The organism is Sanguibacter biliveldensis (assembly GCF_033798665.1).
In the GTDB taxonomy this organism is placed as follows: Bacteria; Actinomycetota; Actinomycetes; order Actinomycetales; family Cellulomonadaceae; genus Sanguibacter; species Sanguibacter inulinus.
On record NZ_CP138359.1, the window covers coordinates 2,205,695 to 2,231,928 of the forward strand.

Below are 26,234 nucleotides of genomic sequence, written 5' to 3' on the forward strand. Positions count from 1 at the left end.
CACCGCATGCCCACCGTCGTGACCTGGATCGGCGGGGTCCTCGCCGTCCTCGCCCTGGCGAGCGTCCCGTTCCGCGACCCGCTGTTCCGCGGGCTGGCAGGCGCAGCCGAGGGCAGCCCGCTCGAACCAGCCGTGATGCTCACGGCGAAGTACGGGCTGCTCGTCCTGGTCGCCCTCGTCGGCGTCGTCGGACTGCGGGCGCTCGTCCAGGACCGCCCGGCACTCTGGACCCTCGTGACCGCAGGCGTCGGCGTCGTCACCGCCTACGCGCTCAGCGAGGGCATCAAGCTGCTCATCGAGGAGGATCGACCGTGCAGCGTGCACGACCTCGCCACGGTCCTCGCCTGCCCGGGCCAGGGCGACTGGTCGTGGCCGTCGAACCACGCCACGCTCGCCGGAGCTGCGGCGACCGCAGTGGTCCTGACTGTCCCGCGGCTGCTCGTCGTCGCTGGAACTGTCGCGCTCCTCGTCGCCTCAGCCAGGGTCGCCGCTGGCGTGCACTACGCCCACGACGTGCTCGCCGGGCTCGCGCTCGGGTCTCTCGTTGTGGTTCTCGCGGTCCTCCTGGGACGGGGTGTCCGAGGCCGGCTAGCGCGGTCGACAACGACTGACCCGCACTAGCAACCTCGCACGAGCGCCGCGATCAACCAGAAGTCACCTCCACCGCCGGATCACGAGCGACAACCCCGCCGCATACCCCACAGCCGACGTCCCGAGGTAGGTCCTGTACGCACGCCGCAGCAGCGGCTGCGCCCTGTAGGACACCCCGGCCACGACAGCCCCGAGCGCCAGTGCCCTAGCCCCTCGCGCTCCGAGGGCGTGCGCGGCGAGCGGCCCGAGCGGGATCCGCCGACGCCCGGCCTCGGCGGCGTACACCTTGACCGGGATCCCGTTGAGCGCCTGCCGCCAGATCCCCGCAGCGCCGGCGGCCATGTGCTCGGCGGCCGTCGTCCGCATGCCCTCGGTGGTCAGCGGCGCCGGGGGCGTGCGGTCGTCACGGGCGCAGACCGCCGTGAAGACCACGCCAGCCACGGAGCCCACGGCCAGCCACCCGGCAGCGGGGAGCACCTTGCGCGGGTGCGCGGCGGCGAAGATCGCGAGGAACATCTCGGCGGTCACGGGCCAGCTGATCGCCTCGGCGAAGCCCCACGCGGCGGCGGCCCCCATGCCAGCCTTGGACTCCATGAGCCTGTGCAGCGCCTCCCACGCGGGGTCGTCGGGCGCTGTCGCGTCCCCGCGGGACAGCAGGTCGGTGATCTGGTCGACCACGGGGCTCATGTCGCCGTCGACGAGGTCTTCGGGCTGGATCGGCTCTCCGAGCCGCACCTCGATCGGTCCGGGGTTGAGCTTCCCGCCCTTGGGCAGCAGGTCCCGCGTGCCGACGAGAGCGACGGGGAGCAGCGGGACGTCGAACTCCTTGGCGATCCGCAGCGCACCGGACCTGAACTCACCGAGCTCACCGTCGCGGCTGCGTGTGCCCTCGGGGAAGATCAGCAGGCTCGAGCCGGTGCCGAGCACCTTCTGCGCGTTCTCGACGAGGTCGTCGTAGGCGCCCCCGGAGCGTCGGACGGGGACCGCGCCGATCGCGACGTGCAGCAGCGCACGGCGCCAGAACCCGGTGAACCAGTAGTCGTCGGCAGCGACGACCACGGGCTTGTAGGGCGAGGGGAAGGCCGCCAGCAGCGCTGGTGTGTCCGCGTGGGAGGAGTGGTTGGCGACGATGACCATCGCCTCGTAGGGCGCGCTCCCCCGCACCCTGTACCCGCTGACCGCCGTGAACACCTGACGCCACATACCGCGACGCACAGCCCCGGAGATGCTCCGTCCGCGAGGGATGCCGACCCGGCGACGCGCGCTCACGCGAGGACCGCCGCGAGCGGCAGGACGAGCAGCAACGAGTCGACCCTGTCGAGGATCCCGCCGAAGCCTGGGAGCCAGTCCCCGGCGTCTTTGACCCCTGCATGACGCTTGACCATGGATTCCAAGAGGTCTCCTCCTACGCTTCCGACGACGACAGCAACGACGAGCCCGACCGACAGAGAGCCGAGGAGGGCCAGGACAAGGACAGTACCGACCAGCGCGCCGACCACTCCGCCGACAGTCTTGCTCGGGCTCAGCGGCGACAGCGGTCGCCGCGCCCAGCCGAGGCGGCGCAACCCGTTGCCCCCGCACCACGCGGCGACGTCGGCTGCCGCGGCCGCGAAGCAGATGAGGTAGGCGTCGCCCCACACGAGCACGAGGTTCGACAGGGACCAGCAGATCCAGATCGACCCGAAGGCCGTCATCGCGCCGCGCCGCACACCGTCGGTGGTGTCTGCGCTCAGCAGCGCTGGGGCTGCGCAGAGCAGGGCGATGAGCGGGACGAGGGCGAGCAGGCTCGGGTCCAGCCACGCGGAGACCGGGTACCCGACCGCGAGCGCGAACAAGATCCACGTCTCAGGCTTGGGCAGCGATGCCAGCCTCGCGAACTCGCGGACCGCCTGGATGCCGATCACCGCGGCGAGGGCCGCTGTGGTGCCGGGTCCGAGCCAGATGGGCACGCCGATGATCGGCAAGATGCAGGCCCACGTGGTCCAGCGGCGGCGCAGCTCGATCTTCCCGGAGAGGAAGACCGGGACGGCCGCGACGGCGATGATCACCACCGAGACGAGCAGCAGGAACACCGCCCGTCCTTCGAGGAACAGGTGCCACGGCCCGAGCTCGACGTCGATCGTGAAGGCGGACCTGTCGAGCCCGAACCACGCGGCGACGGGGTCGGCGCCCGACCCGAAGGGGTTCACCGGTGACCTGCCGACGTCGCGGTGGGGTCGCTGGGCGATGCGCTGAGCGACCCGTGGATGCTCCGGAGCCTGGTGCCTGCCGTCAGCACGGAACCGGCGATGATGACGATGCTGATCACCGGGATCCACGCGGGCACGGCGGTCGCGAGGATCACGGCGGCGCAGCGCTCGGTCTTGCCGAAGGGCCCGCCGTTGAGCCGCTGCGCTCCGGCGCCAGCACCGGAGACGGAGACGAAGGTCGGCAGCGTCGCGCACACGGTGGCCACGAGCACCCACCCTGTCGCCCAGTCGCTCCCCCAGCCGATGTCGCCGTCCCGCGTCGCGAGCACGGCCAGCCCGGCGAACATGGCGAAGTCTCCGGCCCGGTCGCCGAGCTCGTTGAGCACGAAGCCCCACGGCCGGCTGACACCCTGGGCGCGCGCGACGGCGCCGTCCAGGTTGGCCCCGGCGAGACGTCCGGCGAGCAGCACGAAGGCGAGGACCCAGCTGCCGTAGGCGATCGCGACCCCGGCACCGAGGGCGGACACCACGCCGACCGCTGTGAACACGTCGGGTGAGATGTCCCGGGCGACGGCGAACCGCAGGACGGACGCCAGCCGGTTCGTGTACCAGGGTTTGAGTGCATAGAGTCCGCGCATCCGGTCAACGTAGCGGAATCCGCTCTCACCTGGATGGGGAGAACTATCGCGGGACGGCCGAGACCTGCGCGGCGAGCGCCCCCTGATGCTCCCGGGAGGACGACGGGATCGTCTCCCGTCCGGTCAGCGCTTGTACGGAACCGCCGGGCACGGGATCGGCGTGGGGTTCTGCGCGACCCACAGCACCGCGAGCTCGTCGAGCCTGTCGAGCACATCGTCCTCCGCGCTCCCCCGGACGAACTGGTGCGTGAGAGCCCCGAGCTCGTCGAGGTCCCGAGCACCGAGCGGCGTTCCCGACCCGCACAGCTCGACCAGGACGTCGAGCATCCGGCGGTAGTCGCGGTCCCAGTTGCCGCCGCCGTTGCGGAACACCTCGTCGTGGACCCGACCGGTGATCCGGATCGCCTCCCCCTGCGCGGTCTGCGCCGCTCCCTTCGACGGGACGAGCAGCTCCCACAGGGCCGCGTGCTGGGCCTGCCAGGTGCCAGCAGGCACCTCGATGGGCGCGACACCGTCGTGCACGACCCGCTGCGGCGCCGGCGCCACACCGAACAGCCTGTACAGCTCCTGCAGGCCGGCATCTGTCTCGGGCAAGAAGTCGGCGTTGAAGCCCGCGCGGTGGAACTCGAAGCGCTCCCCGATGCGCTCAACCAGGGCACGCATGGAGTCGTCGACCACCGCGCCCGCCCCGACGAGCAGCCTAGCGACGTCGGCCATCGCGGCGATCGACGCGTTGGTCGTGCTGGTTAGACCGCGCTTCAGGGGGGTGTCTCCGCGGTCGGTCGTCGCGTGGACGTCCGCACCCGCACGGATGAGCGCCTCGACCGCTGAGTCGCGCTGGTTCTCGGCCGCCGCGTGCAGGGGCGTCACGCCGCCCCTGCACGTGTGGTCACGATCTGCACCGAGGGAGAGCAGCAGCGAGATCTGCTCGTGCCTGCCCCTCGCGGCCCGGGTCCACAGCGGCGTCGCGCCGTAGGTGTCGACGGCATCGACGTCTGCCCCTTGGTCGACGAGCCACCTAACCAAGCCGTCGGGACAGTCCACGAACCCGAGAGCTGTGCTCTTGGTGTAGCCACCGGTCGCGTCGATCGCGCAGCGGTCGAAGATGGCGACGAGCTCGTCGAGCGACGACGAGCGCAGGAGGTCGGCGAAGTCCTTGGGGAGAGTCGAGCGTCGGCGAGCCATAGGGAGATGATGCCAGGAGGTGGTCGCTGCGGCCGGTCGGAGCGATGCGACGGCCAAGGACATGGGCCGCCCCTGTGCAGAGTCGACAGGTCAGCACCACTGTCCCTGAGGATCCCGCAGCCCGTCGACAGCGCCCGTGCGTGATGATGGACCGATGACTGCTCTTCATGGGATCGACGTCGCTGCCGAGCTGCGACAGGTCGAGGCACACTGGACGCCGCGGGTCGTCGGGCAGGTGAACGACCAGTACGTGAAGGTCGCCAAGCTGCTCGGTGAGCTGGTGTGGCACGCCCACGAGGCCGAGGACGAGATGTTCCTCGTCGTCTCAGGCCGACTCCGCATCCAGCTCCCCGACGACCAGGAGGTCGTGCTCACCCCGGGGCAGTTCTACGTCGTCCCGCGAGGCGTGCAGCACAACCCCGTCGCCGACGAGGAGGTCGAGATCGTCCTGATCGAGACCGTCACCACGAGGCACACCGGCGAGGTCTTCGTCGAGGGCACCGTGCCGGTCGAGCAGCAGGTCGCCGGCTTCCGCTGACAGTCGCAAGCTCAGGGTCACTGCTCGTGCCACGGCTGCCAGGTCGGGCCAGCAGAAACCACGGGTGAGGTGTGACGTGTCCGACGACTGGCTCGCTCCGGTCGCCCGGTCCATCCCCGCGGCCTAGAGTCGCCCGATGCTCGACAACACCCCCACCACCCCCGATACCTTCGTCCGCGTCCGCGGCGCCAACGAGAACAACCTGCGCAACGTCGACGTCGACGTCCCGCGCGACGCGATCGTCGCCTTCACCGGGGTATCGGGGTCCGGCAAGTCGTCGCTGGCCTTCGGGACCATCTTCACGGAGGCGCAGCGCCGGTACCTCGAGTCTGTCGCGCCCTACGCGCGGCGCCTGATCCAGCAGGGGCACGACCCTCACGTCGAGTCCATCACCGGTCTGCCGCCCGCTGTCGCGCTCCAGCAGCGACGTGGCGCGCCCAGCTCACGGTCGAGCGTCGGGACGGTCACGACACTCTCGAACTCCCTGCGGATGCTGTTCTCCCGCGCGGGCACCTTCCCCGAAGGCTTCGCGACGAGGCTCGACTCGGACGCCTTCTCCCCCAACACCGTCGCCGGAGCGTGCCCCGAGTGCCACGGTGTGGGTGTGGCCCGGACGGTCACCGAGGACACGCTTGTCGCCGACCCGTCGCTGAGCATCCGCGACGGCGCGATCACCGCCTGGCCCGGTGCGTGGCAGGGCAAGAACCTGCGCGACATCGTCATCGCCCTCGGTTACGACGTCGACCGCCCGTGGCGCGAGCTGCCCAAGAAGGACCGCGACTGGCTCTTGTTCACCGATGAGCAGCCCGTCGTGCAGATCACCCCGCAGCGCGACCGCGTCGCCAAGCCGTACAACGGACGCTTCTGGAGCGCGCGGAAGTACGTCCTCCACATCCTCGCGGACTCCTCGAGCCAGACGATGCGCGCCAAGGTGCTGCACTTCGTGAAGTCCGGGCCGTGCCCGGTGTGCGGCGGGACGGGACTCCGGCAGGAGGCGTTGGCGGTGACCTTCGCCGGGCGGACGATCGCCGAGATGAACGCGCTCCCGCTCACCGAGCTCGCGGAGGTCATCCGACCGACGACGCTGCTCAAGGACGCTGCACCAGCTCTGCCGACGAACCGGTCTGGCGAGCACACCGACGTCGCGGTCGCGATCACGACCGATCTGCTGGGACGGATCGGGGTCCTCACCGACCTCGGTCTCGGGTACCTCGGGCTGGGGCGCGTCACCACGACGCTCTCCCCCGGCGAGATGCAGCGGCTCCGGCTCGCGACGCAGCTGCGGTCTGGGCTGTTCGGGGTCGTGTACGTCCTCGACGAGCCTTCCGCCGGTCTGCACCCCGCCGACGCCGAGCCGCTCATGGAGGTGCTCGAGCAGCTCAAGGCGTCGGGGAACTCGGTGTTCATCGTCGAGCACAACATGGACCTGGTTCGGAAGGCCGACTGGGTGGTGGACGTCGGTCCAGCGGCGGGGACCGGTGGCGGCGAGGTGCTGTACAGCGGCGCCGTGGCTGGGCTGGCGGACGTGAAGAAGTCGGTGACTCGACCGTTCCTCTTCCCGGAGACCGAGGCGGATGCCGTCGCGGTCGAGCGCCAGGCCCGCGAGCCGAGGGGTTGGTTGACCGTCGAGGGTGTGACGGTCCACAACCTCGACAACCTGGACGCGACGGTGCCGCTCGGGATGCTGGTCGCCGTCACCGGGGTGTCCGGGTCGGGCAAGTCGACGCTCGTCAGCCGGGTGCTGCGTGACGTCGTGCGGGACCACCTCAACGGCGCTGGGCTGCCCGGAGGGGCGGTGGCTGCAGACGACGACATCGACGGAGCCGAGGCCGCGGCCGAGGAGTCGGAAGGAGCAGGTCTGTCCGAGGCAGTGCTTCCCGACGCTCGTGCCGACCTGCTCACAGTCCGTAACGCCACAGGTCTCGAGCACGTCGACCGACTGGTGCAGGTCGACCAGAAGCCGATCGGCCGCACACCACGGTCGAACCTCGCGACGTACACAGGACTCTTCGACGCCGTGCGGTCAGCCTTCGCGGCGACCGACCTCGCCCGCGAGCGCGGCTACACAGCCGGCAGGTTCTCCTTCAACGTCACCGGAGGTCGCTGCGAGACATGCCTGGGCGAGGGCTTCGTCTCCGTCGAGCTGCTGTTCCTCCCCGGGAGCTACGGCACCTGCCCCGAGTGCCACGGCACCCGGTACAACGAGGAGACCCTCGAGGTGAGGTACCAGGGCCGCAGCGTCGCCGACGTCCTGGCACTGACCGTCGAGGACGCGGCGGAGGCGCTCTCCGGCATCCCCGCCGCAGCACGCAGCCTGCGCACGCTGCTCGACGTGGGTCTTGGGTACCTGCGCCTCGGGCAGCCCGCGACGGAGCTGTCTGGTGGCGAGGCCCAGCGCATCAAGCTCGCGACCGAGCTCCAGCGCGTCCGCCGCGGTCACACGCTGTACCTGCTCGACGAGCCGACCACCGGTCTGCACCCTGCCGACGTCCAGCTGCTGCTCGCACAGCTGCAGTCCCTCGTCGACTCAGGCGACAGCGTGGTCATCGTCGAGCACGACATGGACGTGGTGGCAGCTGCGGACTGGGTCGTGGACCTGGGGCCGTCGGGCGGAGATGCGGGTGGGCAGGTGGTGGCAGCAGGCAGCCCAGACGATGTCAGAGGCACCCCGGGGAGCCAGACGGCTCGGTACCTCCCCGAGCGAGCACGCAGCTGAGAACTCGTGGTTCGCCATCCCCGGAATGCCACTCTCGGGATCTAGATGTCCGTGAAGATCGGCTGGCCGGACGCTCGCGCCCAGACCCAGGACCCTCGATCTGCAGCATCAAAAGAGCTATTTTTCGCGCCGACATCGCCCGCGTAGCTTGTCGAAGGTCGTGTTGACTACAGACCGAAGGGTGCGATGACGATGACGCAGGATGCCAAGAAGGTTCTGCTCGTACTGACGAGCCATGATGACCTCGGGGGGCTCCGGAGCACGGGGTACTACATCGACGAGGCGGCGCACCCGTGGAAGGTGTTCATGAAGGCGGGCTATCACGTTGACTTCGCCTCGATCCAGGGAGGGGTCGCCCCGCAGGACGGTCGCCAGGAGGGTGACACCGAGCAGGAAGCGTTCCTGAACCACCCCGACGTCTCGCGCCAGCTCGCCAGCACGCCGGCCCTCGCAGACGTCGACGCAGGCTCCTACGACGCCGTGCTCTACGTGGGAGGCCACGGATCGATGTGGGACTTCCCGGGCAGCGAGGGAGTCAGCCGTGTCGGCCGAGAGGTCTACGAGAACGGCGGAGTGGTGGCCGCGGTCTGCCACGGTCCCGCGGCGCTGGTGAACATCACGCTCACGGACGGGAAGCACCTCGTCGACGGCAAGCGGGTTGCCGGCTTCACGAACGACGAAGAAGCCGCGGTGGGGCTCACGGGCGTCGTGCCGTTCCTCCTTGCCGACGAGCTCGCAAGCAAGGGCGCCACGCACGTGCCCGGTGACAACTTCACCGAGAACGTCGTCGTCGACCAGCGTCTGGTGACGGGGCAGAACCCGCAGTCGGCCACGGGCGTGGCACGTGAGGTCGTGGCCCTGCTCGCCGCCGGCTAAGACGTCCCGGCCGCGCGCTGAGCGTCAGCCAGCAGGGCATCGTGCACGAGCCGCACCGAGCGGTTCTTGTGCAGGATGCCCTGCTGCGTCGCGACATACAGGGTGTTCAACGGTGCCATCTCAGGGTCCAGCAAGACGACGAGCGCCCCACTCCGGAGGTGCTCCTCGATCAGGTACCGAGGGAGCACCGACATACCCAGCCCGTGGATGACAACATCCGTGATCGCGCGAAGGTTTGGGATCGTCGCAGCGAGGTTGAGCCCGTCGGCAGGTTGCCCGAGCACAGAGCGCCAGTACCTGCGGATGATGGCGAGATCTTCGGAGTAGGCGACGAGCGGCACTTGACGCAGGGATTCGGCAGTGACCGTCTCACCGTCGCCGATGAGATCCCGCCATCGTGGCGAGGCGACGAGCAGGAACTCCTCGTCGATGAGAGCAACGCTCGCGACCCCACGAAGCCGGGGACGGATCGAGCTGACGACGACGTCGAGAGCTCCGACGGACAGATCGACGAGCAGCTTCTCGGCCAGACCGAAGGTGACCCTGAACTCGACGTTCTGATCGGCCATCTGAGCCAAGAGCGGGATCACGCAGACGGACATGTACTCCGCAGGTCCGCCGATGTGAATGACACGAGCCTGCTCAGAAGGGAGGTTCCCGTCCCGGTCGGTGATGGCATCGAGGCTGTCGATGTGCGGGGCGACCTCCGCAGCCAGCGCCTGCGCCCTCGCCGTCGGCACGATGCGGCGCCCATGTCGCTCGAACAGCGGATACCCGAGCTGCCGTTCGAGCGCCTGCATCTGGCTCGTGACGGCAGGCTGACTCAGCCCGACGAACTTCGCTGCGGACGTGAACGTCCCCATCCGGAACACGGCGACAAAGGTGCGGAGGTAGTCGAAGCTCGGTTGCAGCTCGACCACGCCCTCTCGTCCGTCCCGTTCTACCTGGTTACGACTACTTGTGGACGAATTGAACCACATCTGGCGTGAGCCAGGTCCCAGCGGCCGGGGCACCGGTCGACGTCGCTGCCGACTCGGTCAGCCGCGCGACCCCTGTCTCTCGAGCGCGCCGGTCGAGAGTGTTCCGTAGAGACAGTGAGCCTCGGTCAGCTTCGGTCGTCTGCACCGCTCCGCTCGGGCACCTCCTCCGACCAGCTGGCCAGCACCGGCAGCACCCGCGCCGTGGGCGAGTCGGGCTCCACGGTGTAGACGACCAGGCGCTGCTCGGGGTCGTGCGGTCCGACGAGCGACTCGATACCGAAGACGAGCGACCCGGCGGTCGGGTGGGCGACGTGCTTGGTCACCGAGGTGCGGAAGGTGACCCGCTGGTCGTCCCACCAGCGCTCCACGTCCGGGTCGCCCGCACGCAGCTCCCCCACCAGGTCGGCGAGCTGCCGGTCGTCGGGGTGACGACCCACCTCGTAGCGCAACGACCCCACCGCAGCCGCGGCGAAGTCGGCCCAGTTGACTATCCTCGCCCGCGCGTCCGGGTCGAGGAACAGCCACCGCACAAACGACATCCCTGGCTCCATCGCGGTACCCAGCACACTGCTGAGCAGCCTGTTGCTCGCCAGCACCTCCGCACGGCGGCCGAGGAGCAGCACGGGGACGTGCTCGAGCGTCGTCATCAGGCGCAGCATCCCCGGGTCCGGGCGCTGCGCGGCTTCGGGCCCGGCCCATCGCCGCCGAGACGTCGGTGCGGCGAGGTCCTGCAGGTGCGCACGCTCGACATCGTCCAGCTGCAGCGCCTGCGACAAGGCCCGGACCACCTCGTCCGTGACGTTCTGCTGGCGTCCCTGCTCCAGGCGGCTGTAGTGGTCCGGGCTCAGCCCGGCGAGCACTGCCAGCTCCTCCTTGCGCAGCCCCGGGACGCGCCGTGGGCCCGGGAACGCCGTGATGCCTGCCTGCGAAGGCGTGAGGCGGTCACGGCGAGAGCGCAGGAAGGCTCCGAGGGCAGCACGGTCAGCAGGCACCGACCTAGCGTAGGAGCACAGCGTGCTGCGGACCTGGTCACGCCATGACCAGGCAGCACGCACCCTGGTGCGGGGCCTGCCGGCCCGGGTCCACTAGGACACATGACCACCACCGAGCAGACCCGCACCGTCCTCGTCACCGGCTCCACCAGCGGCATCGGCGCCGCGACAGCCCGAACCCTCGCCGCCCAGGGCTGGCGCGTGATCGTCACCGGTCGCGACACGACCCGCGGTGACGCAATCGTCATGGAGATCACCGGGTTCTCCCCAGCCGGTGACGGCAGTGATCACAGTGACATCTCCAACAACCCGAAGGCTATCTTCATCCGCTCCGACCTGGCCGCCGAACCCGACGTCCTGCGCGACTTCGCCGCCGCAGTCACCGAGGCAGCCGGCGGGCAGCTCGACGCGATCGTGCACAACGCCGCCCTGTGCCCGGCCGTCGACACCGTCTCCCTCACCGACGCCGATCTCGAGGCCACCCTCGCGGTGAACATCCGTGCGCCCCACGTGCTCACCGCTGCTCTCGCCCCGGCCATGGCCGCGCGCGGCCACGGGGCGATCGTCGTCATCGGGTCGTGGATGGCCCACATCGGGCACCCCATCGTCGGCCTGTACTCCGCGAGCAAGGCCGCCGAGATCCAGCTCGCCCGCAGCTGGGCCGCAGAGTTCGGGCCCCGCGGGGTGCGGGTCAACACGGTCTCCCCCGGGGCCACCCGGACGCCCATCAACTCAGGAGACGGCGATGTCATCGCCGCGATGACTGCTCCGACACCGGCTGGGCGTCCGGGGATACCCGAAGAGGTCGCCGACGCCGTGGCGTGGCTGTTGTCGGGGCGTGCCGGGTACGTCCACGGCGCGGAGATCGCGGTGGACGGTGGCATCACGACGGCGCGGACTGCCTAGAGGCGTCGGCGGTGCGAAAGCCGCCGGCGTTCAAAGTCGACGAGCCCTCGGCCCTCTGGAGCGTCTACCACCACCGACAGCGCAATCAGTGGAAGCGCTGGCCAGCGAACACAAACCTCAGTGTGCGGGCTTCAACGCGGTCCAGGTGGCGCTCCCTGTCCCTTCTTAGAGCGTCGCGCTGGCCGCCGATGATCTGTCTCTAGCCATCCGTCGGCATCATCCGACTAGTGGACTGGCGCCGCGTTTGCTGACTCACCGGCCGGTGCCGCGACGAGCCGGTCATCGTGCACGCGGAGCGTAGGGTGCAGCATGCCTTCCTCTCTGAGCACCGCCACGCTCCGCATAGTCGAGAGCCTCTGGGAGGAGCGGATGCGCGCACCGGAAGGGGCGTTGAACTCGTCCGAGGTGTCGTTCGTGGAGTGGCCAGGCTTTACGGCCACCGTCATCGTCGACATCGGAGGCTCCGTGCTCGTCGCCGGACCCGCTGAAGCGATCGGTCGCCTGCACGAGCTCCCAAAACAAGAACTAGTCGATGCTCGTGCTGCCGAGTCAGCACTGGTCGACCTGCGACCACTGCTGATCGGGCAGGCACTCCTCGGGTACGCAGACGAGTCGACGTTCACTCGCGCACCCGCCCCGCAAACGGTGCGCCAGGCTGACCGAGATGCGGTAGAACAAGCGATCTCGCAGTGCGAACTTGAGGACCGCGACGAGAGCGGTCTCTTGGAGATGAGCGTCTGGTTCGTGGCCGAGGACGAAGGTGTGCCGGTCGCCGCGTCAGGGTATGAGAGCTGGCCACGAAGGGTCGCACACTGCGGTGTCGCAGTGGGCGCGGAGCACCGGGGTCGAGGCATGGGACTGGCTGTTGCTTCAGGGGCAGTCGAGCACGCACTTCGTGAGCACACCGTGGCTCAGTGGCGATCGCGCGACACCAACGTGGGGTCGAGGCGTGTCGGAGAGCGTCTTGGATTTGTCCAAATGGGCACTCAGGCCGCGTTCGAGCTGCGCACCTGAGCCGACCGCTACAAGCACCCTGCCCGAGAGGAACTCGGCTGGCTGTCCGACCGCTCGCGTAGACACCCGCACGGCACAGGAGGGCGTGAGAGGGTCACCGCCCGGTAACCCTGTTCCAGGCAGTCACGTTGCACTGCCCGTCGTCGTCGTTCCCTGTCGCGAGAACGGTCCCGTCCGTACGCAGCCCGAGCGTGTGTGTCGCCCCTGCGGCGACCTCCACCACGTCCCGCCACTGCTCGACGTCGCACTGACCGCGACTGTTGTCCCCTGCCGCCAGCACCCGTCCTCCGCTGAGGACCGCGACGACGCGCTGGCTCCCCGACGCGACGGCGAGGACGTCACGCCAGGCAGTGGCGTCCTCGATGCCAGCAGAACGGTCACCGGTCACGACGACCCGGCCGTCCTGCGTGAGGGCGGCGGTGTGGAGGTACCCCGCGGCGACCGCGGTGATGCCCCGCCAGCCGTCGACGTCGAGCTGTCCCCTGCGGTTGTTCCCGGTCGCCACGACCGTCCCGTCGCGCCGGAGACCGACGGAGTGCCAGTCTCCTGCAGCCACGGCGATGACGTCGGTCCATCCGTCAACGTCGCACGCCCCTTCGGCACGACGGCCGGCAGCGCGAGCCGTCCCGTCGACGGCGACGGCAAGTGTTCGTCGCCAACCGGCAGCAATGGTGACGATGTCCCGCCACTCGTGGACGTCGCACTGCCCGTCCTTGTCCCACCCGATCGCCAGGACCGTCCCGTCACTGCGAAGAGCGACCGAGTGGGAACGACCGGTGTTCGGTGCGGCATGCACGTTCCCCGCAGCGACCGCGACGACATCGCTCCACCCGGTCGTCCGCAGCTCCGCCGCACCGGGACGCCCGGCGGTCACGACCGATCCGTCCGCGCCGACCCCGATCGAATGCCGCCGGCCGGCGGCGATGCGGGCGTGAACCAAAGGGGAGGTCATCGGTGCATGGTCTCAGATTGCGGCGAACCTCCTCGACCGGCCACCCTGGACCGATGAGCGAGGAACGCCCGGTCCGGTGGAACCACAACATCCACTACCACCGCCGGATCCTCGACGTCGTGCCCGACGGAGCGCAGACGGCGCTCGACGTCGGCACCGGTGATGGGCTCCTCGCATCGGAGCTGCGCAACAGGGTGCCGCGCGTGACCGGGCTCGATCTCGACGCCACAGCGCTGGACTCCGCGCGGGGCCGCGACACAGACGTCACCTGGGTCCAGGGGGACGTCATGACGGTCCCGCTGCCCACGGCCTCTTTCGACGTGGTCGCGTCCATCGCGACGATCCACCACCTCCCCGACCTCGACCGGGCGCTGCACCGCCTCGCCGTGCTCACCGCTCCCGGTGGCGTCGTCGCCGTCGTAGGTCTGGCACAGAACTCCAGCCCTCTCGACTACGCGTACGAAGTCGCCGGACTCCTCCAGCACCGACGCCTCTCCCGCCGCCATGGCTACTGGGAGCACTCCGCTCCCAGTAGCCAGCCTTCCCACACCTATGCCGATGTGAGACGCAGCGCAGACCGAGTCCTCCCGGGAGCCCGCTGGCAACGAATGCCTCTGTGGCGGTATTCCCTCGTCTGGACGAAGCCGACGCGCTGACCCTCAGATGGCTCTGAGGTGTTCGGATTGGCTCCCCACTACTTCAATATCGGGTCTCACACTATGCAGTGTTATTGACCCGCAGGCGTAGCTGCCTGACAAATCCTGTCGAGGTGTGGACGACTCTGCTCAGGCTGCGGTGCTCGACGGCCGTCCCGACTAGCGCCGTGAGCAGCCAGGCGACCCGTCTGGCGTTGGCGGCGACATGTGTTCCGAGGATGATTGGCAACCCGTCCTCGGTCAGGGCTCGGCGGTCCATGCTCATGACGCCTCCATTGAGCGGGACGGCGTCCAGGCGGGGCAGTGACGCGAGCTCTGCGACCGCGGCGTCGACCGATGCCAGCGGACCCGAGCTCGAGCACGACGGATCACACAGATGCCTCCGGGACGGCACTGCGGAGGACGTCGGCGGCGAATAGAAGCCGCGTCTATCCAACGATCCGACTCAAGCTTTAAGGTCGTTCGACCAAGCCTATTTGCAAAATGACGCCCGTCAGTAGAGTGCACCAAACTTCCAGATTGGAATTGACGACCTGTTGTTCTATAAATACCTACCACATCACTCGTGCGCACAAGCGCAGAGTAGGAAGCACTTCAGATACAGGCTTATTGAGAAAGTTGCCGAAAGATCGCGGGAAACGGCGAGACTTCCTCAAGTCGTGAATTTGCGGATAACCGCAGCGCTCCAGCGAGATCCTCATAATGTTCAATCGTCCTACTGCCGTAAACTCTTTTCAGGCCTTTTCGAAGGACCTCTAGGGCATCTTTGCCGCGAAACCCATTCCGGGCACCCGGAGCACTGGCACAGGCCCTCAGTTCCGCCAACACTGCATCGGGGTCTTTCGATCCAACTCGACCAACGACGGCCTGACTGAAACTCTCATGCTCGAAAGAAAGATCCTTTTCGCGCAATTTCCTCGAAAAATTCAACTTGTCGAAATCGACACCCCAGGAATTGATTGCATTTGCACGGCGAGCAGCCCCGACCACCGAAGCGATATTAACGATTTTCTGCCGGACGGAGTCGGCACCTCCTGCGTTCGTCACTTTCTCCGCGCTTGCATACTCGGGCAAAAAAAGTTCGAACCAGGGTCCGATTATGAGAGCAGCTTCCAAGTCTGCTTCCTGATAGGAGAATACCGGCAAACCTGAAGCCTCGACCGTCGAAACTAACGAATCAAAATCTCGATCGACTAAACCCGCAAATCTCCGCAGTTCGAGCGCTTGCAGTCGCTCGATCACTGTCGGGACCGAATCGCGGGTTCCAGCAATGAAAACAACCCATCGCTCCGGGAAGACTCGACTGAGAAGCCTCCGGTCGCTATCCCCCTCAACAACCAGAATGCCCCGCGGATCAGCTTGCCTGTGCTGCTTTATTCGATCGGCGACGGAATCCAACGCCCGTAATGTCGCGTGACTCACCGCTCTTCCACCACGCCAATCTCCTGGACGATGTCCCACCGTCCATTAATGATCGCAGTTGAATGCGTCGCCAGAATAACCGTGAGGTCATTCAACCGAGCCACCTCTTCGATGTCCGACACGAAGGAGTGCTTCCAAGCCGCATGCAGACTGATCTCTGGCTCGTCGATCAGCACGACTGATCCAGAGTTTGCCGAGAATATGAGAAGTGTGAATAGCGCCAACAAGTGCTGCTCGCCCGAAGACAATTGGTCGACCCGCACCTCGCCGCCCAATGAGCTTCGGAAATGAAGCCCGCCTCTTACATCCAGACGAATGGTCTTTCCAATAAACTTGTCGTCCACAATGCGCTTTAAGGCGGTCAGCTTTCGATGCACTGGGAGAAGCGGTTCTAGTTTCCGCTCCCAATCCTGCAAGAACAACTCTAGAACGCGTCTTTCGGTTTCATCTGCATTCGGCGGGATCTTTACGCTAACCGCTTTCCCCGCAAGCGCATTTAGACTTAGTTCCTCGCTGAGCTTCGACAGTCTTTCGTATTCTGCTACGAGATCTTCCTGCCTAACGAGCTTTTTTGACCGCTTCAGCAGGTTCGAAGCAAACTTCTCATCTGCATCCTGAGATCGAGAGAGAGACTCCCTACGCGCTTCGCTAACCTGCTGACGAATTTGAGCGATGTACTGCCCAATGCGCCCAACCTTGCCCCCGGATCCAGGACCGCCAGGGAACGCGACGGGATCCTCTCGGACGTTGGTGCGGAGCGGTGTATCAAGTCGTTTTGTGTCGATTAAAGTTGGGGCCGACAAAATGCTCAGCGACTGCAAGATCTCGTGCTGGTCTATTAAATTCTGACGCTGAGTGCCTGTCGAGACTGATACCCCGTAGCGGCGCTCAATCTCTCTGGCGGATAGGTAGCGCTCGACGCGCGCATCGTACCAACGACCATTGGCTTGTCGATGCATCCACGGAGGTAGATCGTCAGATTCGTCGAAATCAAACTCATCCGAGTTCACCGAGAATCTTTCGATCACCCCAGACGGGCCCCTCATCTCAAAGTCCAGGTAGACGGTACCTCCGTCCTCTCGTCGTTCAGCTGAGACAATTGACCCGTTGGAAAGCGCGACTCGGATTTTATTGAAGGGCATCGACAGCAAGTCATTGAAGTCGACAGCAAGGACAGCACGGAGCAACTTGAGCGCATGAGTCTTTCCACATCCATTTGGACCAGCAATGATTGTAACCGGCCCGCCCTTAGCAATTGCTATTTTATGGGAGACTTGTCCGAAAAGACCCTCGATCTCGAGAGTTACCGGGCGCCAGCCGAGGGCTTCGCTGTCGGAAAATTCCACGATTGTCCTTTCGGGTAGAGTCTCAAAAAGCGCATAGGTCAGCTGTCGCCGCCTGGTCATCCTTTTCAAGACTCTAGTCCCTTGTCGGGGAACGTAGCCCATCTTCAACGGACAAGTGCGAAAATTCACCCTGCCTCGGTTGACGTATCGTCAGGACGCTCATCTCACCATTGACAAAAAAGAGGCCCTAGTGGCTTTAACCACTAGGACCTCTACGGTCGGGCTGACAGGATTTGAACCTGCGACCCCCTGACCCCCAGTCAGGTGCGCTACCAAGCTGCGCTACAGCCCGTGGGTTCTCTCGCCGGTCCGAAGACCGTCTGTGAGAACCTCACCGACCCCGGAGGGCCGAGAAGAACATTACCCCATCCTGAGGGGTGCTCACGACACGTCGAGCCCGTCAGCGCTGATCGTGGCCCCGGACGGGACGGTCGCGGGCTCCCCCGGGTCCGTCAGCCGCGCCTCACCCACAGCCGTCACGCCGGCCTCGAAGGTCCAGTCCCCCTCGACCCGCAACGCCGTGGCTCCCACCAGCGACGGAGCCCCCTGGGCGAAGCGGGCGTCGAAGTTGCCGAAGGTCTTGTAGTGATCCGTGTCCAGGTCCACGTACGGGGCCTCCACGACCGCTGTGAGCCTGTAGTCCTCCCCCAGCTCGTACACGTCGCTCCGCAGCACCAGGAGGTCGTTGGTGGTCTTCACAGGCAGGAACCGCGACCGGTCGACCTCGAGCACCCGCGCACCCTCGAACACCTCGATGGCGGCCCCCATGGCCGACTCGATCTGGATCACCGGCGTCGACGACGGATCGGACGGGTCCACGGTCTTCGAGTTCTTGATGAGCGGCAGCTGCAGCACCCCACCCGTCCGCTCGAGCTCAGTAGCCAGGGCCTTGAGGTCGAACCAGAGGTTGTTGGTGTTGAAGTACTTGTGCTTGGAGATGTCTGCGGCCGCTGCAGCATCCTCGTCAAGAGTCTGGGCCGTCTCCCGCAGGACGATCCTCCCGTCGCTCTTGCGGACCACCTGGTGGCCTCCCTTGCGGTCTGCAGCCGTCCGCACGGCCACCTCAGCACCGAAGGGCGCCCCGGTCTGCGCGAACCAGCCGGCCACGGCCGCGTCGGGCGACGCACCGAGGTTGTCGGAGTTCGACACGTGCGCGTACTCGAACCCGGCTTCCAGGAGCGCTGTGAGCACCCCAGACGTCTGCAGGGCCGTGTACAGGTCTCCGTGGCCCGGAGGGCACCACTCGAGGCTCGGGTCGGCCTCCCACGTCACCGGGGTGAGGTCGTCGGCGCGCAGCTTGGGCTCGCGGTTCTGCAGGAAGTCGAGCGGCACGCCCTCGACGGCCACGTCGGCGTGCTTCTCGAGGGCGGCGAGGGTGTCGTCGCGCGTGCGGAAGCTGTTCATGAAGACGAGGGGCAGCCGCGCCCCGGACGTCTCGCGCGCGTGCCGCACCTGCCCGACGATGATGTCGAGGAAGGTCTCGTCGCCGCGCACCGTCAGCAGCGACTTCGCCTTGTCCATGCCCATCGACGTGCCGAGGCCGCCGTTGAGCTTGATGATCGCGGTCTTCGCGAGGGCGTCGCGTCCCACCTGCTCGGGGACCTCGAGCTCGGACTGCTTGTCGACGTCGACGAGCGGGTCCACGTCGGACTCGGGGATGACACCGGTCTCCCCCGACTCGAGCAGCCTGTAGAAGTGGGAGAAGACGTCGATCGCCGTCTCGGCCACACCACCGTCGCGCATCTTCTGCTGGGCCTGGGAGAGTCCTGTGTCGCTCATGCCCCGACTGTAGTGAGAACGGCCCCTCCCGGACAGCCGGGGCGCTGTGGACGGCACCAGATCACATCAGAACCCGCCCTAGGAGGTCCGGAGAGCCCTCCGGTCCCCGCCACCAGGCACGACGAAGGCCGGGGCCCGCAGACGACTGTCTGCAGACCCCGGCCTGGTCGGACGCTCAGCGCGTGAGCACTAGCCCGTCAGCGCTTGCGCACTGAACCGATCAGCGCTTGCGCTTCTCGCGCACTCGCACCGAGATCGAGATGGGCGAGCCCTCGAAGCCGAAAGTCTCGCGCAGGCGCCTCTCGATGAAGCGGCGGTAGCCAGCCTCGAGGAACCCCGTGGCGAAGATGACGAAGCGCGGAGGGCGCGTGGACGCCTGAGTCGCGAAGAGGATGCGCGGCTGCTTGCCACCACGCAGGGGGTGCGGATTGGCGGCGACAAGCTCACCCATGAACGAGTTGAGGCGTCCTGTCGAGATGCGGGTATCCCACGAGGCGAGGGACCGCTCGAGGGCCGGCACCAGACGGTCGGTGTGCCAGCCTGTCGCGGCCGAGATGTTGACGCGCGGCGCCCACTGGACCTGCACGAGGTCCTTCTCGATCTCACGCTCGAGGAACGGCCGACGGTCCTCGTCCATGAGGTCCCACTTGTTGTACGCGATGACCACAGACCTACCGGAGTCGATTACCTGGGAGATCACGCGGGTGTCCTGCTCGGTGAGCTTCTCGCTCGCGTCGAGGAGCACCACGGCGACCTCGGCCTTCTCGATCGCGGCCTGGGTGCGCAGCGAGGCGTAGAAGTCGGCGCCCTGCGTCTGGTGCACCCGGCGACGGATACCTGCGGTGTCGACGAACACCCAGTCCTTGCCCTTGAGCTGGATGAGCTCGTCAACCGGGTCGCGGGTCGTGCCAGCGGTCGGGTCGACGACCACGCGCTCAGAGCCGGCGACCTTGTTGAGGAGCGACGACTTGCCGACGTTCGGGCGGCCGACGAGGGCCACGCGGCGCGGGCCGTTCGGGACAGCCACGCCGTGGACGGTCTTCTTCGGCAGCTTGCGCATCGCGGCATCGAGCAGGTCACCGGTGCCACGGCCGTGCAGGGCCGAGACGGGGTGCGGCTCGCCGAGGCCGAGGCTCCACAGCTCCGAGGCGTCGGCCTCGGCGCGCGGTCCGTCGACCTTGTTGGCGCAGAGCACCACGGGCTTGCCGGACTTGCGGAGCAGCTTGACGACCTGCTCGTCGGTCGAGGTCGGGCCGACTGTCGCGTCGACGACGAACATCACGGCGTCGGCGAGGGAGATGGCCACCTCGGCCTGCTCGGCGACGCGCGCCTCGATGCCGGCGACGTCGACCTCCCAGCCACCGGTGTCGACCACCATGAAGCGGCGTCCGCCCCACTCGGCCGGGTAGCTGACGCGGTCACGCGTCACGCCGGGCTTGTCTTCGACGACGGCCTCGCGGCGGCCGATGATGCGGTTGACGAGTGTGGACTTGCCGACGTTCGGGCGTCCGACGATCGCGAGGACCGGCAGCGGCACCCCGGCGTACTCGCCGGTGCCGTCGTCGAACTCGCCGCCGAGGAGCGCGATGTCCTCGTCGCCGAGCTCGTAGTCTTCGAGGCCGACGCGGAGCGCGTGCTCGCGCTGTGCGTCGTCGCCGTCGGACTCCGTGCCGTCGCTCAGGGGCACCTGCTGCTGGGCAGACTCGGGGACGTCAGACGTCGGCTGTGGCGCTGATGTGGGGTCCGCGGTCGTCGCGGTGTCCTCTGAAAGGTTCTGCTCAGGCGTGCTCATACACCTATTCTCCCAGGAACGGCGGCGAATCGGTAACACGGTCGCTCACGACCGCATCACACCGCCTGCTCCCCGAGGCGACACCGAGCCAGCGCCTCACCGGAGACCACCGATCACACGTCTCCGCCCGGGGCCTTCTCCCGGTTCGGGTCGTCGAGCGGGAGTGCGATACCGCTGCGCTCGACAGCCCCGACGACCAGCGCCGACAGCGCATCCCGGATCTCCCGGTTCGCAGCCTCGAGGGTCACCCGTCCGGACACGCCTGGGGTCCGCTCGACGACGATGGGTTCGCCCACCTCGACGTAGAGGCGACGCCGGAACCCGGGGATCGCACCGACCTTCTGCCCGGTCCGTCGTGTCCCGAGCACAGCCACGGGCACGACAGGCGCACCCGAGGTCAGCGCGAGCCACGCGACGCCGGCACGGACCTCCGCGAGGTCACCACGGCCACGGTTGCCCTCGGGGAACACCCCGACTGCTCCCCCGCGCTTGAGCACGGCGAGAGCCGTGGTCAGCGCAGAGCGCCCGCCCTGCCGGTCGACGGGGATCTGGCCGGCGGCCCGCAGCACCGGGCCGAGCGGGCCGCGGAACATCGAGTCCTTGACGAGGATGTGCAGCGGGCGCCGCGCGACGCCGAGCACCACGGGTCCGTCCATGAGGCCGGTGTGGTTCGCGGCGACGAGCACGGGGCCGTCGAGCGGCAGGTTCGCGCCGTTGACGACGCGGGTGCTCCAGACGACCTTGGCGAGGAACCGCCCGACCCAGCGCGACCACGCCGGGCCCGAGGGCCCCGGGATCGTCGCGAGCGGCGGCTTCGTCACGTCCCGGCGCACGGCAGCCTTGCGGGGAGCATCACCCGATCGGACAGCGTCACTCGACGGTGCAGTGCCGCCCGTGCGGGCAGCGTCATCCGTCCGGGCACCCTCCCGCGCCCGAGCAGCATCGTCGCCGCCCGGCGCACCCCCGGCGCTCTCTGTGCCCCCTGCACCAGCCATCAGTGCCGGCCTGAACGCTCGACGACCTCCAGGACCGCCTGGACGGTCTGCTCGAAGTCCAGGTCGGAGGAGTCGACGGTGACCACGCCGTCTGCGGCCACGAGGAACTGCGAGACCGTGGAATCGTCGCGGTCGCGGCGGACCACCTGGTCGCGCGTCGCCTCGACCGAGGACGCATCGGCGTCACCGTGAACGTCGAGGGAGCGACGCGCCAGGCGCGCCTCTTCGCTCGCTGTCAGCAGCACGCGGACGTCGGCGTCGGGGGCGACGACGGTCGTGATGTCGCGGCCCTCGGCGACGACCCCAGACCCGCCGGAGAATCCTGCGGTGCGCTCGACGTCGATGATCTCGCGCTGACGGCGGCGCAGCTCGGCGCGCACGTCGAGGTTGGTCGCGACCGCGCTCACAGCGGTCGAGATCGCGGAGTCACGGATGGCCTCGGCGATGTCGACACCGTCGACGTGCACGGTCGGCCCCGCAGGGTCGACGCCGATGTCGAGAGGCATCGCCGCGACGAGAGCGGCCACGGCCGACTGGTCGGCGAGGTCGACCTCGTTGCGCACGCACCACCACGTCGCGGCGCGGTACATCGCCCCGGTGTCGAGGTACGCGAGCCCCAGACGGCTCGCGACCTGACGGGAGACGCTCGACTTGCCCGAGCCCGAGGGCCCGTCGAGCGCGATCACCAGAGGACCCGACGCCTCGGCGACGGCGACAGCCACCGCCACGTCAGGGTCGGTCGTGCCGACCAGAGAACCGCTCACAGTCCCACCTACCATCGCCGTCACTGGGCCAGATCCTTCCGCAGGGTCGTCGCGCCGTGCAGGTAGACGTGCTGGACGTCCCTGCGCGGCACCTCGAGGTTGACGTGCGCCATGAGCCTGACCACGCGCGGCAGCGCGTGCGGCACGGCGATCTCGGTCGCGCACATGAGCGGCACGTCGCCGAGGCCCATCTCGCGCGCCGCGGCCGCCGGGAAGTCCGACACGAGGTCGGGCGTGCACGTGAAGATGATCGAGATGAGCGCCTCGGTGTCGAGGTCGTTGGCCCGCAGGACCTCCTTGACGAGCTCGGTCGTCCGCTCGAAGAGGTGCTCGCGTCCGTCGACGTCGAGCTGCGTGGCACCGCGGATCGCGCGCACCGTCATGGTGACTCCGTTCGGTCAGGCGGGTTCGGGGCTGTGATGCACCGACGGCCGCCGGTCTCCCGGCGGCCGTCTGGGTGGTCCTGCTACAGGCCGACCTCAGCCATGAGCGTGCCGAGCTCGGTCTGGCCGATGACGCGCACGCGCCCGGGGCGCAGGTCGCCGAGGCGGATCGGGCCGATCTTCGTGCGGACCAGCTGGGTCACGGGGTACCCGGCGGACTCGAACATGCGGCGGATGATGCGGTTGCGGCCTTCGTGCAGCTCGACCTCGACGAGGCTCGCCTGCGGGGTCGCGTCGATCAGCCGGTACTTGTCGACGGTCGCGACGCCGTCCTCGAGCTCGATCCCCTTGACCAGCTGGGCACCGAGGTTCGCGGGCACGCGGCCCTCGACCTGGACGGTGTACGTCTTGGTGATCTTGTACTTGGGGTGCGTCAGACGGTTCGCGAGTTCACCGTCGTTCGTCAGGAGCAGCAGACCCTCGGAGTCGGCGTCGAGACGCCCGACGTGGAACAGGCGCTCCGGGCGGTCCGCGACGAACTGCGCGAGCGTCGGGCGGCCCTCGGGGTCGTGCATGGTCGAGACCACGCCGAGCGGCTTGTTGAGCGCCAGCGTGAGGAGAGACATGTCGAGCTGGATGCGCAGACCGTCCACGTGCACGACGTTCTTGTCGGGGTCGATGCGGACGCCGAGCTCGTGCACGGGCACGTCGTCGACCGTCACGCGACCGGCCGTGATGAGGTTCTCGCACGCACGGCGAGAACCCAGCCCTGCCGTCGCGAGGACCTTCTGCAGGCGCACACCGTCCGGGACGTGGACGTCGCGGGGTGCTTCCTGCGGGCGGGCTTTCTTGCGTCCGCCACGGGTGTTGCTCATGTACTCAATCCTCCAGTTGTGCCACTGCGGGCTGTTCTGCCGCCTCGGCGGTCTGACCCTGCGCCCAGCGACCTGTCAGCTGACCACGACCGGGGTCGTCGGGCAGCTCCAGGGCGTCGATCTCGGGCAGGTGCGGAGCCAGTGCGGGCAGCTCGTCGAGTGACGACAGGCCCATTCGCTCCATGAAGTATCCCGTAGTCCGGTACAAGAGCGCACCACTGGACTCGTCGGAGCCGTCTTCGACGATCAGACCACGCATGGTCAGCGTGCGCACCACGCCGTCGACGTTCACGCCGCGCACGGCCGAGACCTGACCACGTGTGACCGGCTGACGGTACGCGATGACGGCCAGGGTCTCCAGCGCGGCCTGCGACAACCGGGCCGACTGACCTTCCGTGACGAACTGCCCGACGACGTCGGCGAAGTCCGGCGCGGAGTAGATCCGCCACCCTCCGCCGGCCTCGCGCAGCTCGAAACCAGGACGGCGCTCGGCTGCCCTGTACTCGCTCTCGAGCCGCCACAGGTGGTCGGCCGCGCGGTCGACGGGGATGCCGAGGGCCGCCGCCAGGCGCACGACCGAGACGGGCTCGTCGGCGACCATGAGGATCGCCTCGATCGCCGCGAGGACACCGCCGGGGCGGTCTTCGAAGGGGACGTGCTCGACGTCGACGGTCATGTGGTCGCTCCGTCGTCGGGCGACGGGCTCGCGGCGCTGTCGACGGACGCCCCGGCTGAGTCGGTCGCCGTCTCTCGAGCAAGCGGTCCGGAGATCCCCGCGGCCAGCTGCGCGATGGTCTCGTCCGTCACACTCTCGGCCGCCACCATCTCGGGGTCGTCGCCAGGTCCGGGCTCGTCGAAGTCGCCGCGGACCTCGACGTCGCTGTCGTCGTCGCCGGTCCAGCGGACCGTGAGCTCAGCGAGCGGGGTCATCTGGTCGAAGCCGACCACGCCCTCCCGGAACAGCTCGAGCAGCGCGAGGAACCGCGCGACCACCACGAGGACGGAACCAGCGTCGGTGACGAGCGTCCGGAAGGTCAGCGCCCCACCGGCCCGCAGCCTCTCGACGATGATCGCCGCCTGCTCGCGCACGCTCACCGCGGGGGCGTGCAGGTGCGCGACGTCGACGGTCGGCGGGGCGGGCTTGGGTGCGAGGGCGTGCGCGGCGAGGGCCGCGAGGTCCTGGGGCGTAGTGGTCCACACGAGCTCGGGCAGCAGGGCCGCGAACTGCGCCTCGAGCGGGACCGAGCGCGGTGTCCGGCGCCCCTGCTCGGCGAGGCGCTCAGAGAACACCCCGGCGAGCTGCTTGTACGCCCGGTACTGCAGCAACCGCACGAACAGCAGGTCGCGGGCCTCGAGCAGCTCGAGGTCCTCAGAGTCTTCGACGTCGCCTGCGGGGAGCAGACGCGCGGCCTTGAGGTCGAGCAGCGTCGCGGCGACGAGCAAGAACTCGCTCGTCGTCCCGAGGTCCCGCTCCCCCGACCTCAGGTACGCGATGAACTCGTCGGTCACCTGCGCGAGGGCGATCTCGGTCACGTCGAGCTTGTGCTTCGCGATGAGCGAGAGCAGCAGGTCGAAGGGACCCTCGAAGTTGTCGAGGTGGACGGCGAAAGCCGCCGAGCCCTGGTCGGCTGCCTCCGTCACCGACGCCCCGTCACCCGGGGCGTCGAGCAGCGCGACGTCGGTCGCCGACGCCTCAGGCTGCGTCGCCACGAGCGATGAGCTCACGGGCCAGCTGTCGGTAGGAGACCGCACCCGAGTGGTTCGGCGCGTAGGTGGTGATCGGCTCTGCGGCGACCGACGCGTCCGGGAACTTCACGGTCCGCCCGATCACGGTCTGCATGAGAGTGTCGCCGAAGGCCTCGTACACCCGGGCCACGACCTCGCGGGAGTGCAGCGTGCGCGGGTCGAACATCGTCGCGATGATCCCGTCGACCTCGAGGCGCGGGTTGAGCCTGTCGCGGACCTTCTCGATGGTCTCGACGAGCAGGGCGACACCGCGCAGCGCGAAGAACTCGCACTCGAGCGGGATGAGCACCCCGTGCGCGGCGGTCAGCGCGTTGACGGTCAGCAGCCCGAGGGACGGCTGGCAGTCGACGAGGATCACGTCGTAGTCGTCGAGGACCGGCCGCAGCACGCGGGAGAGCACCGACTCGCGGGCCACCTCGCCGACGAGCTGGACCTCGGCGGCCGACAGGTCGATGTTGGCCGGCAGCATGTGCAGGCCCTCGACGTTGGTCGGCACGATGATGTCGTGGATGTCGGCCGAGCGCTCCATGAGCAGGTTGTAGACCGTGCGGTCGAGCTCGTGGGGGTTGATGCCCAGCCCGACAGACGCCGCGCCCTGAGGGTCGAAGTCGACGATGAGCACCCGGCGCCCGTACTCCGCGAGGCACGCCGCGAGGTTGATGGTGGTCGTCGTCTTGCCGACGCCACCCTTCTGGTTGCACATCGCGATGATGCGCGCGGGACCGTGCCCCGAGAGCCGCGCGGGCTCGGGGAAGTCGGGAAGGAGGCGCCCCACCGGGTCGCGGCGGGGCTCGTTGATCTCGGTGCTGCTCGGGGCCTGACTACTCACGCGGCAACGCTACCGCAGCCCTGCGTCACGCGGCTGCAAGCGCGCCGCGCCGGGCGCGGGAGGGAGGCGG

Annotated in this window: 25 protein-coding genes and 1 tRNA gene; 7 read left to right on the top strand and 19 right to left on the bottom strand. The window is 68.2% G+C overall.

The window, feature by feature from the left end:
- Positions 1–6 precede the first annotated feature (6 nt).
- On the top strand, positions 7–621 hold the full coding sequence (locus SANBI_RS09620) for a phosphatase PAP2 family protein (RefSeq protein WP_319154490.1): 615 nt from the start codon (positions 7–9) through the stop codon (positions 619–621).
- Between the two features lie 33 nt (positions 622–654).
- Here the strand turns inward: SANBI_RS09620 and SANBI_RS09625 are convergent, their stop codons facing one another.
- The 4 genes from SANBI_RS09625 to SANBI_RS09640 all read right to left on the bottom strand — a co-directional run bounded on the left by SANBI_RS09625 (position 655) and on the right by SANBI_RS09640 (position 4,603).
- Positions 655–1,860 carry a lysophospholipid acyltransferase family protein gene (locus SANBI_RS09625; protein ID WP_319154492.1) on the bottom strand — a complete coding sequence of 402 codons (1,206 nt, stop codon included), beginning with the start codon at positions 1,858–1,860 and terminating at the stop codon, positions 655–657.
- On the bottom strand, positions 1,857–2,780 hold the full coding sequence (locus SANBI_RS09630; protein WP_319154494.1) for a phosphatidate cytidylyltransferase: 924 nt from the start codon (positions 2,778–2,780) through the stop codon (positions 1,857–1,859). The genes SANBI_RS09625 and SANBI_RS09630 overlap by 4 nt, the downstream gene beginning before the upstream one ends.
- Positions 2,777–3,418, bottom strand: coding sequence for a CDP-alcohol phosphatidyltransferase family protein (locus SANBI_RS09635; RefSeq protein WP_319154497.1), 642 nt, complete (start codon positions 3,416–3,418; stop codon positions 2,777–2,779). The genes SANBI_RS09630 and SANBI_RS09635 overlap by 4 nt, the downstream gene beginning before the upstream one ends.
- A 123-nt stretch (positions 3,419–3,541) precedes the next feature.
- Positions 3,542–4,603: an ankyrin repeat domain-containing protein gene (locus tag SANBI_RS09640; RefSeq protein WP_319154499.1), complete on the bottom strand. Its 1,062-nt coding sequence runs from the start codon at positions 4,601–4,603 to the stop codon at positions 3,542–3,544.
- A gap of 154 nt (positions 4,604–4,757) precedes the next feature.
- On the opposite strand from SANBI_RS09640, the gene SANBI_RS09645 reads away from it, so the two are divergent.
- The 3 genes from SANBI_RS09645 to SANBI_RS09655 all read left to right on the top strand — a co-directional run bounded on the left by SANBI_RS09645 (position 4,758) and on the right by SANBI_RS09655 (position 8,733).
- Positions 4,758–5,141, top strand: a complete 384-nt coding sequence (locus SANBI_RS09645) for a cupin domain-containing protein (RefSeq protein WP_319154501.1) — start codon at positions 4,758–4,760, stop codon at positions 5,139–5,141.
- Between the two features lie 136 nt (positions 5,142–5,277).
- A complete protein-coding gene (locus SANBI_RS09650; RefSeq protein ID WP_319154503.1) occupies positions 5,278–7,857 on the top strand; it encodes an excinuclease ABC subunit UvrA in 2,580 nt (859 codons plus the stop codon).
- A gap of 186 nt (positions 7,858–8,043) precedes the next feature.
- Positions 8,044–8,733 (top strand): type 1 glutamine amidotransferase domain-containing protein, encoded by a 690-nt coding sequence (locus tag SANBI_RS09655; RefSeq protein ID WP_319154506.1) that lies wholly within the window; start codon positions 8,044–8,046, stop codon positions 8,731–8,733.
- Here the strand turns inward: SANBI_RS09655 and SANBI_RS09660 are convergent.
- Together SANBI_RS09660 and SANBI_RS09665 are read right to left on the bottom strand one after the other, a co-directional pair.
- Complete coding sequence (locus SANBI_RS09660; RefSeq protein ID WP_319154508.1) at positions 8,730–9,653, bottom strand: LysR family transcriptional regulator; 924 nt, start codon at positions 9,651–9,653, stop codon at positions 8,730–8,732. The genes SANBI_RS09655 and SANBI_RS09660 overlap by 4 nt on opposite strands.
- 185 nt (positions 9,654–9,838) lie before the next feature.
- Positions 9,839–10,705 carry a helix-turn-helix transcriptional regulator gene (locus SANBI_RS09665; RefSeq protein ID WP_319154510.1) on the bottom strand — a complete coding sequence of 289 codons (867 nt, stop codon included), beginning with the start codon at positions 10,703–10,705 and terminating at the stop codon, positions 9,839–9,841.
- Between the two features lie 102 nt (positions 10,706–10,807).
- Here SANBI_RS09665 and SANBI_RS09670 point away from each other — a divergent pair, with 102 nt between their 5' ends.
- Both SANBI_RS09670 and SANBI_RS09675 read left to right on the top strand, forming a co-directional pair.
- Positions 10,808–11,611 carry an SDR family NAD(P)-dependent oxidoreductase gene (locus tag SANBI_RS09670; protein ID WP_319154513.1) on the top strand — a complete coding sequence of 268 codons (804 nt, stop codon included), beginning with the start codon at positions 10,808–10,810 and terminating at the stop codon, positions 11,609–11,611.
- A gap of 309 nt (positions 11,612–11,920) precedes the next feature.
- Entirely contained in the window at positions 11,921–12,625 is a 705-nt protein-coding gene (locus SANBI_RS09675; RefSeq protein WP_319154515.1) for a GNAT family N-acetyltransferase, read from the top strand.
- A gap of 94 nt (positions 12,626–12,719) precedes the next feature.
- Here the strand turns inward: SANBI_RS09675 and SANBI_RS09680 are convergent, their stop codons facing one another.
- On the bottom strand, positions 12,720–13,577 hold the full coding sequence (locus SANBI_RS09680; RefSeq protein WP_319154518.1) for an RCC1 domain-containing protein: 858 nt from the start codon (positions 13,575–13,577) through the stop codon (positions 12,720–12,722).
- 53 nt (positions 13,578–13,630) lie between these two features.
- Here SANBI_RS09680 and SANBI_RS09685 point away from each other — a divergent pair, with 53 nt between their 5' ends.
- Positions 13,631–14,233: a class I SAM-dependent methyltransferase gene (locus tag SANBI_RS09685; RefSeq protein ID WP_319154520.1), complete on the top strand. Its 603-nt coding sequence runs from the start codon at positions 13,631–13,633 to the stop codon at positions 14,231–14,233.
- Positions 14,234–14,839: 606 nt separating this feature from the next.
- Here SANBI_RS09685 and SANBI_RS09690 read toward each other — a convergent pair.
- The 12 genes from SANBI_RS09690 to SANBI_RS09745 all read right to left on the bottom strand — a co-directional run bounded on the left by SANBI_RS09690 (position 14,840) and on the right by SANBI_RS09745 (position 26,164).
- Positions 14,840–15,655, bottom strand: coding sequence for a DUF4435 domain-containing protein (locus tag SANBI_RS09690; protein WP_319154522.1), 816 nt, complete (start codon positions 15,653–15,655; stop codon positions 14,840–14,842).
- Positions 15,652–17,001, bottom strand: coding sequence for an ATP-binding protein (locus SANBI_RS09695; protein WP_319154524.1), 1,350 nt, complete (start codon positions 16,999–17,001; stop codon positions 15,652–15,654). Before SANBI_RS09695 ends, SANBI_RS09690 begins: the two co-directional genes overlap by 4 nt.
- Before the next feature lie 218 nt (positions 17,002–17,219).
- Positions 17,220–17,293: transfer RNA gene (locus SANBI_RS09700), tRNA-Pro, on the bottom strand.
- Positions 17,294–17,382: 89 nt separating this feature from the next.
- A complete protein-coding gene (locus SANBI_RS09705; RefSeq protein WP_319154526.1) occupies positions 17,383–18,780 on the bottom strand; it encodes a UTP--glucose-1-phosphate uridylyltransferase in 1,398 nt (465 codons plus the stop codon).
- 220 nt (positions 18,781–19,000) lie between these two features.
- Positions 19,001–20,572: a ribosome biogenesis GTPase Der gene (der, locus tag SANBI_RS09710; RefSeq protein ID WP_228087280.1), complete on the bottom strand. Its 1,572-nt coding sequence runs from the start codon at positions 20,570–20,572 to the stop codon at positions 19,001–19,003.
- Positions 20,573–20,685: 113 nt separating this feature from the next.
- Positions 20,686–21,393 carry a lysophospholipid acyltransferase family protein gene (locus tag SANBI_RS09715; RefSeq protein ID WP_319154531.1) on the bottom strand — a complete coding sequence of 236 codons (708 nt, stop codon included), beginning with the start codon at positions 21,391–21,393 and terminating at the stop codon, positions 20,686–20,688.
- Positions 21,394–21,566: 173 nt separating this feature from the next.
- Positions 21,567–22,331, bottom strand: coding sequence for a (d)CMP kinase (gene cmk / locus SANBI_RS09720; RefSeq protein ID WP_408669697.1), 765 nt, complete (start codon positions 22,329–22,331; stop codon positions 21,567–21,569).
- A 20-nt stretch (positions 22,332–22,351) separates the two neighbouring features.
- Positions 22,352–22,714, bottom strand: a complete 363-nt coding sequence (aroH, locus tag SANBI_RS09725) for a chorismate mutase (RefSeq protein WP_319154533.1) — start codon at positions 22,712–22,714, stop codon at positions 22,352–22,354.
- 83 nt (positions 22,715–22,797) lie between these two features.
- Positions 22,798–23,589, bottom strand: coding sequence for a pseudouridine synthase (locus SANBI_RS09730; RefSeq protein WP_056133260.1), 792 nt, complete (start codon positions 23,587–23,589; stop codon positions 22,798–22,800).
- 4 nt (positions 23,590–23,593) lie between these two features.
- Complete coding sequence (scpB, locus tag SANBI_RS09735) at positions 23,594–24,265, bottom strand: SMC-Scp complex subunit ScpB (RefSeq protein ID WP_319154537.1); 672 nt, start codon at positions 24,263–24,265, stop codon at positions 23,594–23,596.
- The gene (locus tag SANBI_RS09740; RefSeq protein ID WP_408669758.1) at positions 24,262–25,299 is read right to left on the bottom strand and encodes a segregation and condensation protein A; all 1,038 of its coding nucleotides are present in this window, start codon (positions 25,297–25,299) and stop codon (positions 24,262–24,264) included. Before SANBI_RS09740 ends, scpB begins: the two co-directional genes overlap by 4 nt.
- Positions 25,283–26,164, bottom strand: coding sequence for a ParA family protein (locus tag SANBI_RS09745; RefSeq protein WP_319154540.1), 882 nt, complete (start codon positions 26,162–26,164; stop codon positions 25,283–25,285). Before SANBI_RS09745 ends, SANBI_RS09740 begins: the two co-directional genes overlap by 17 nt.
- Between the last annotated feature and the right edge of the window lie 70 nt (positions 26,165–26,234).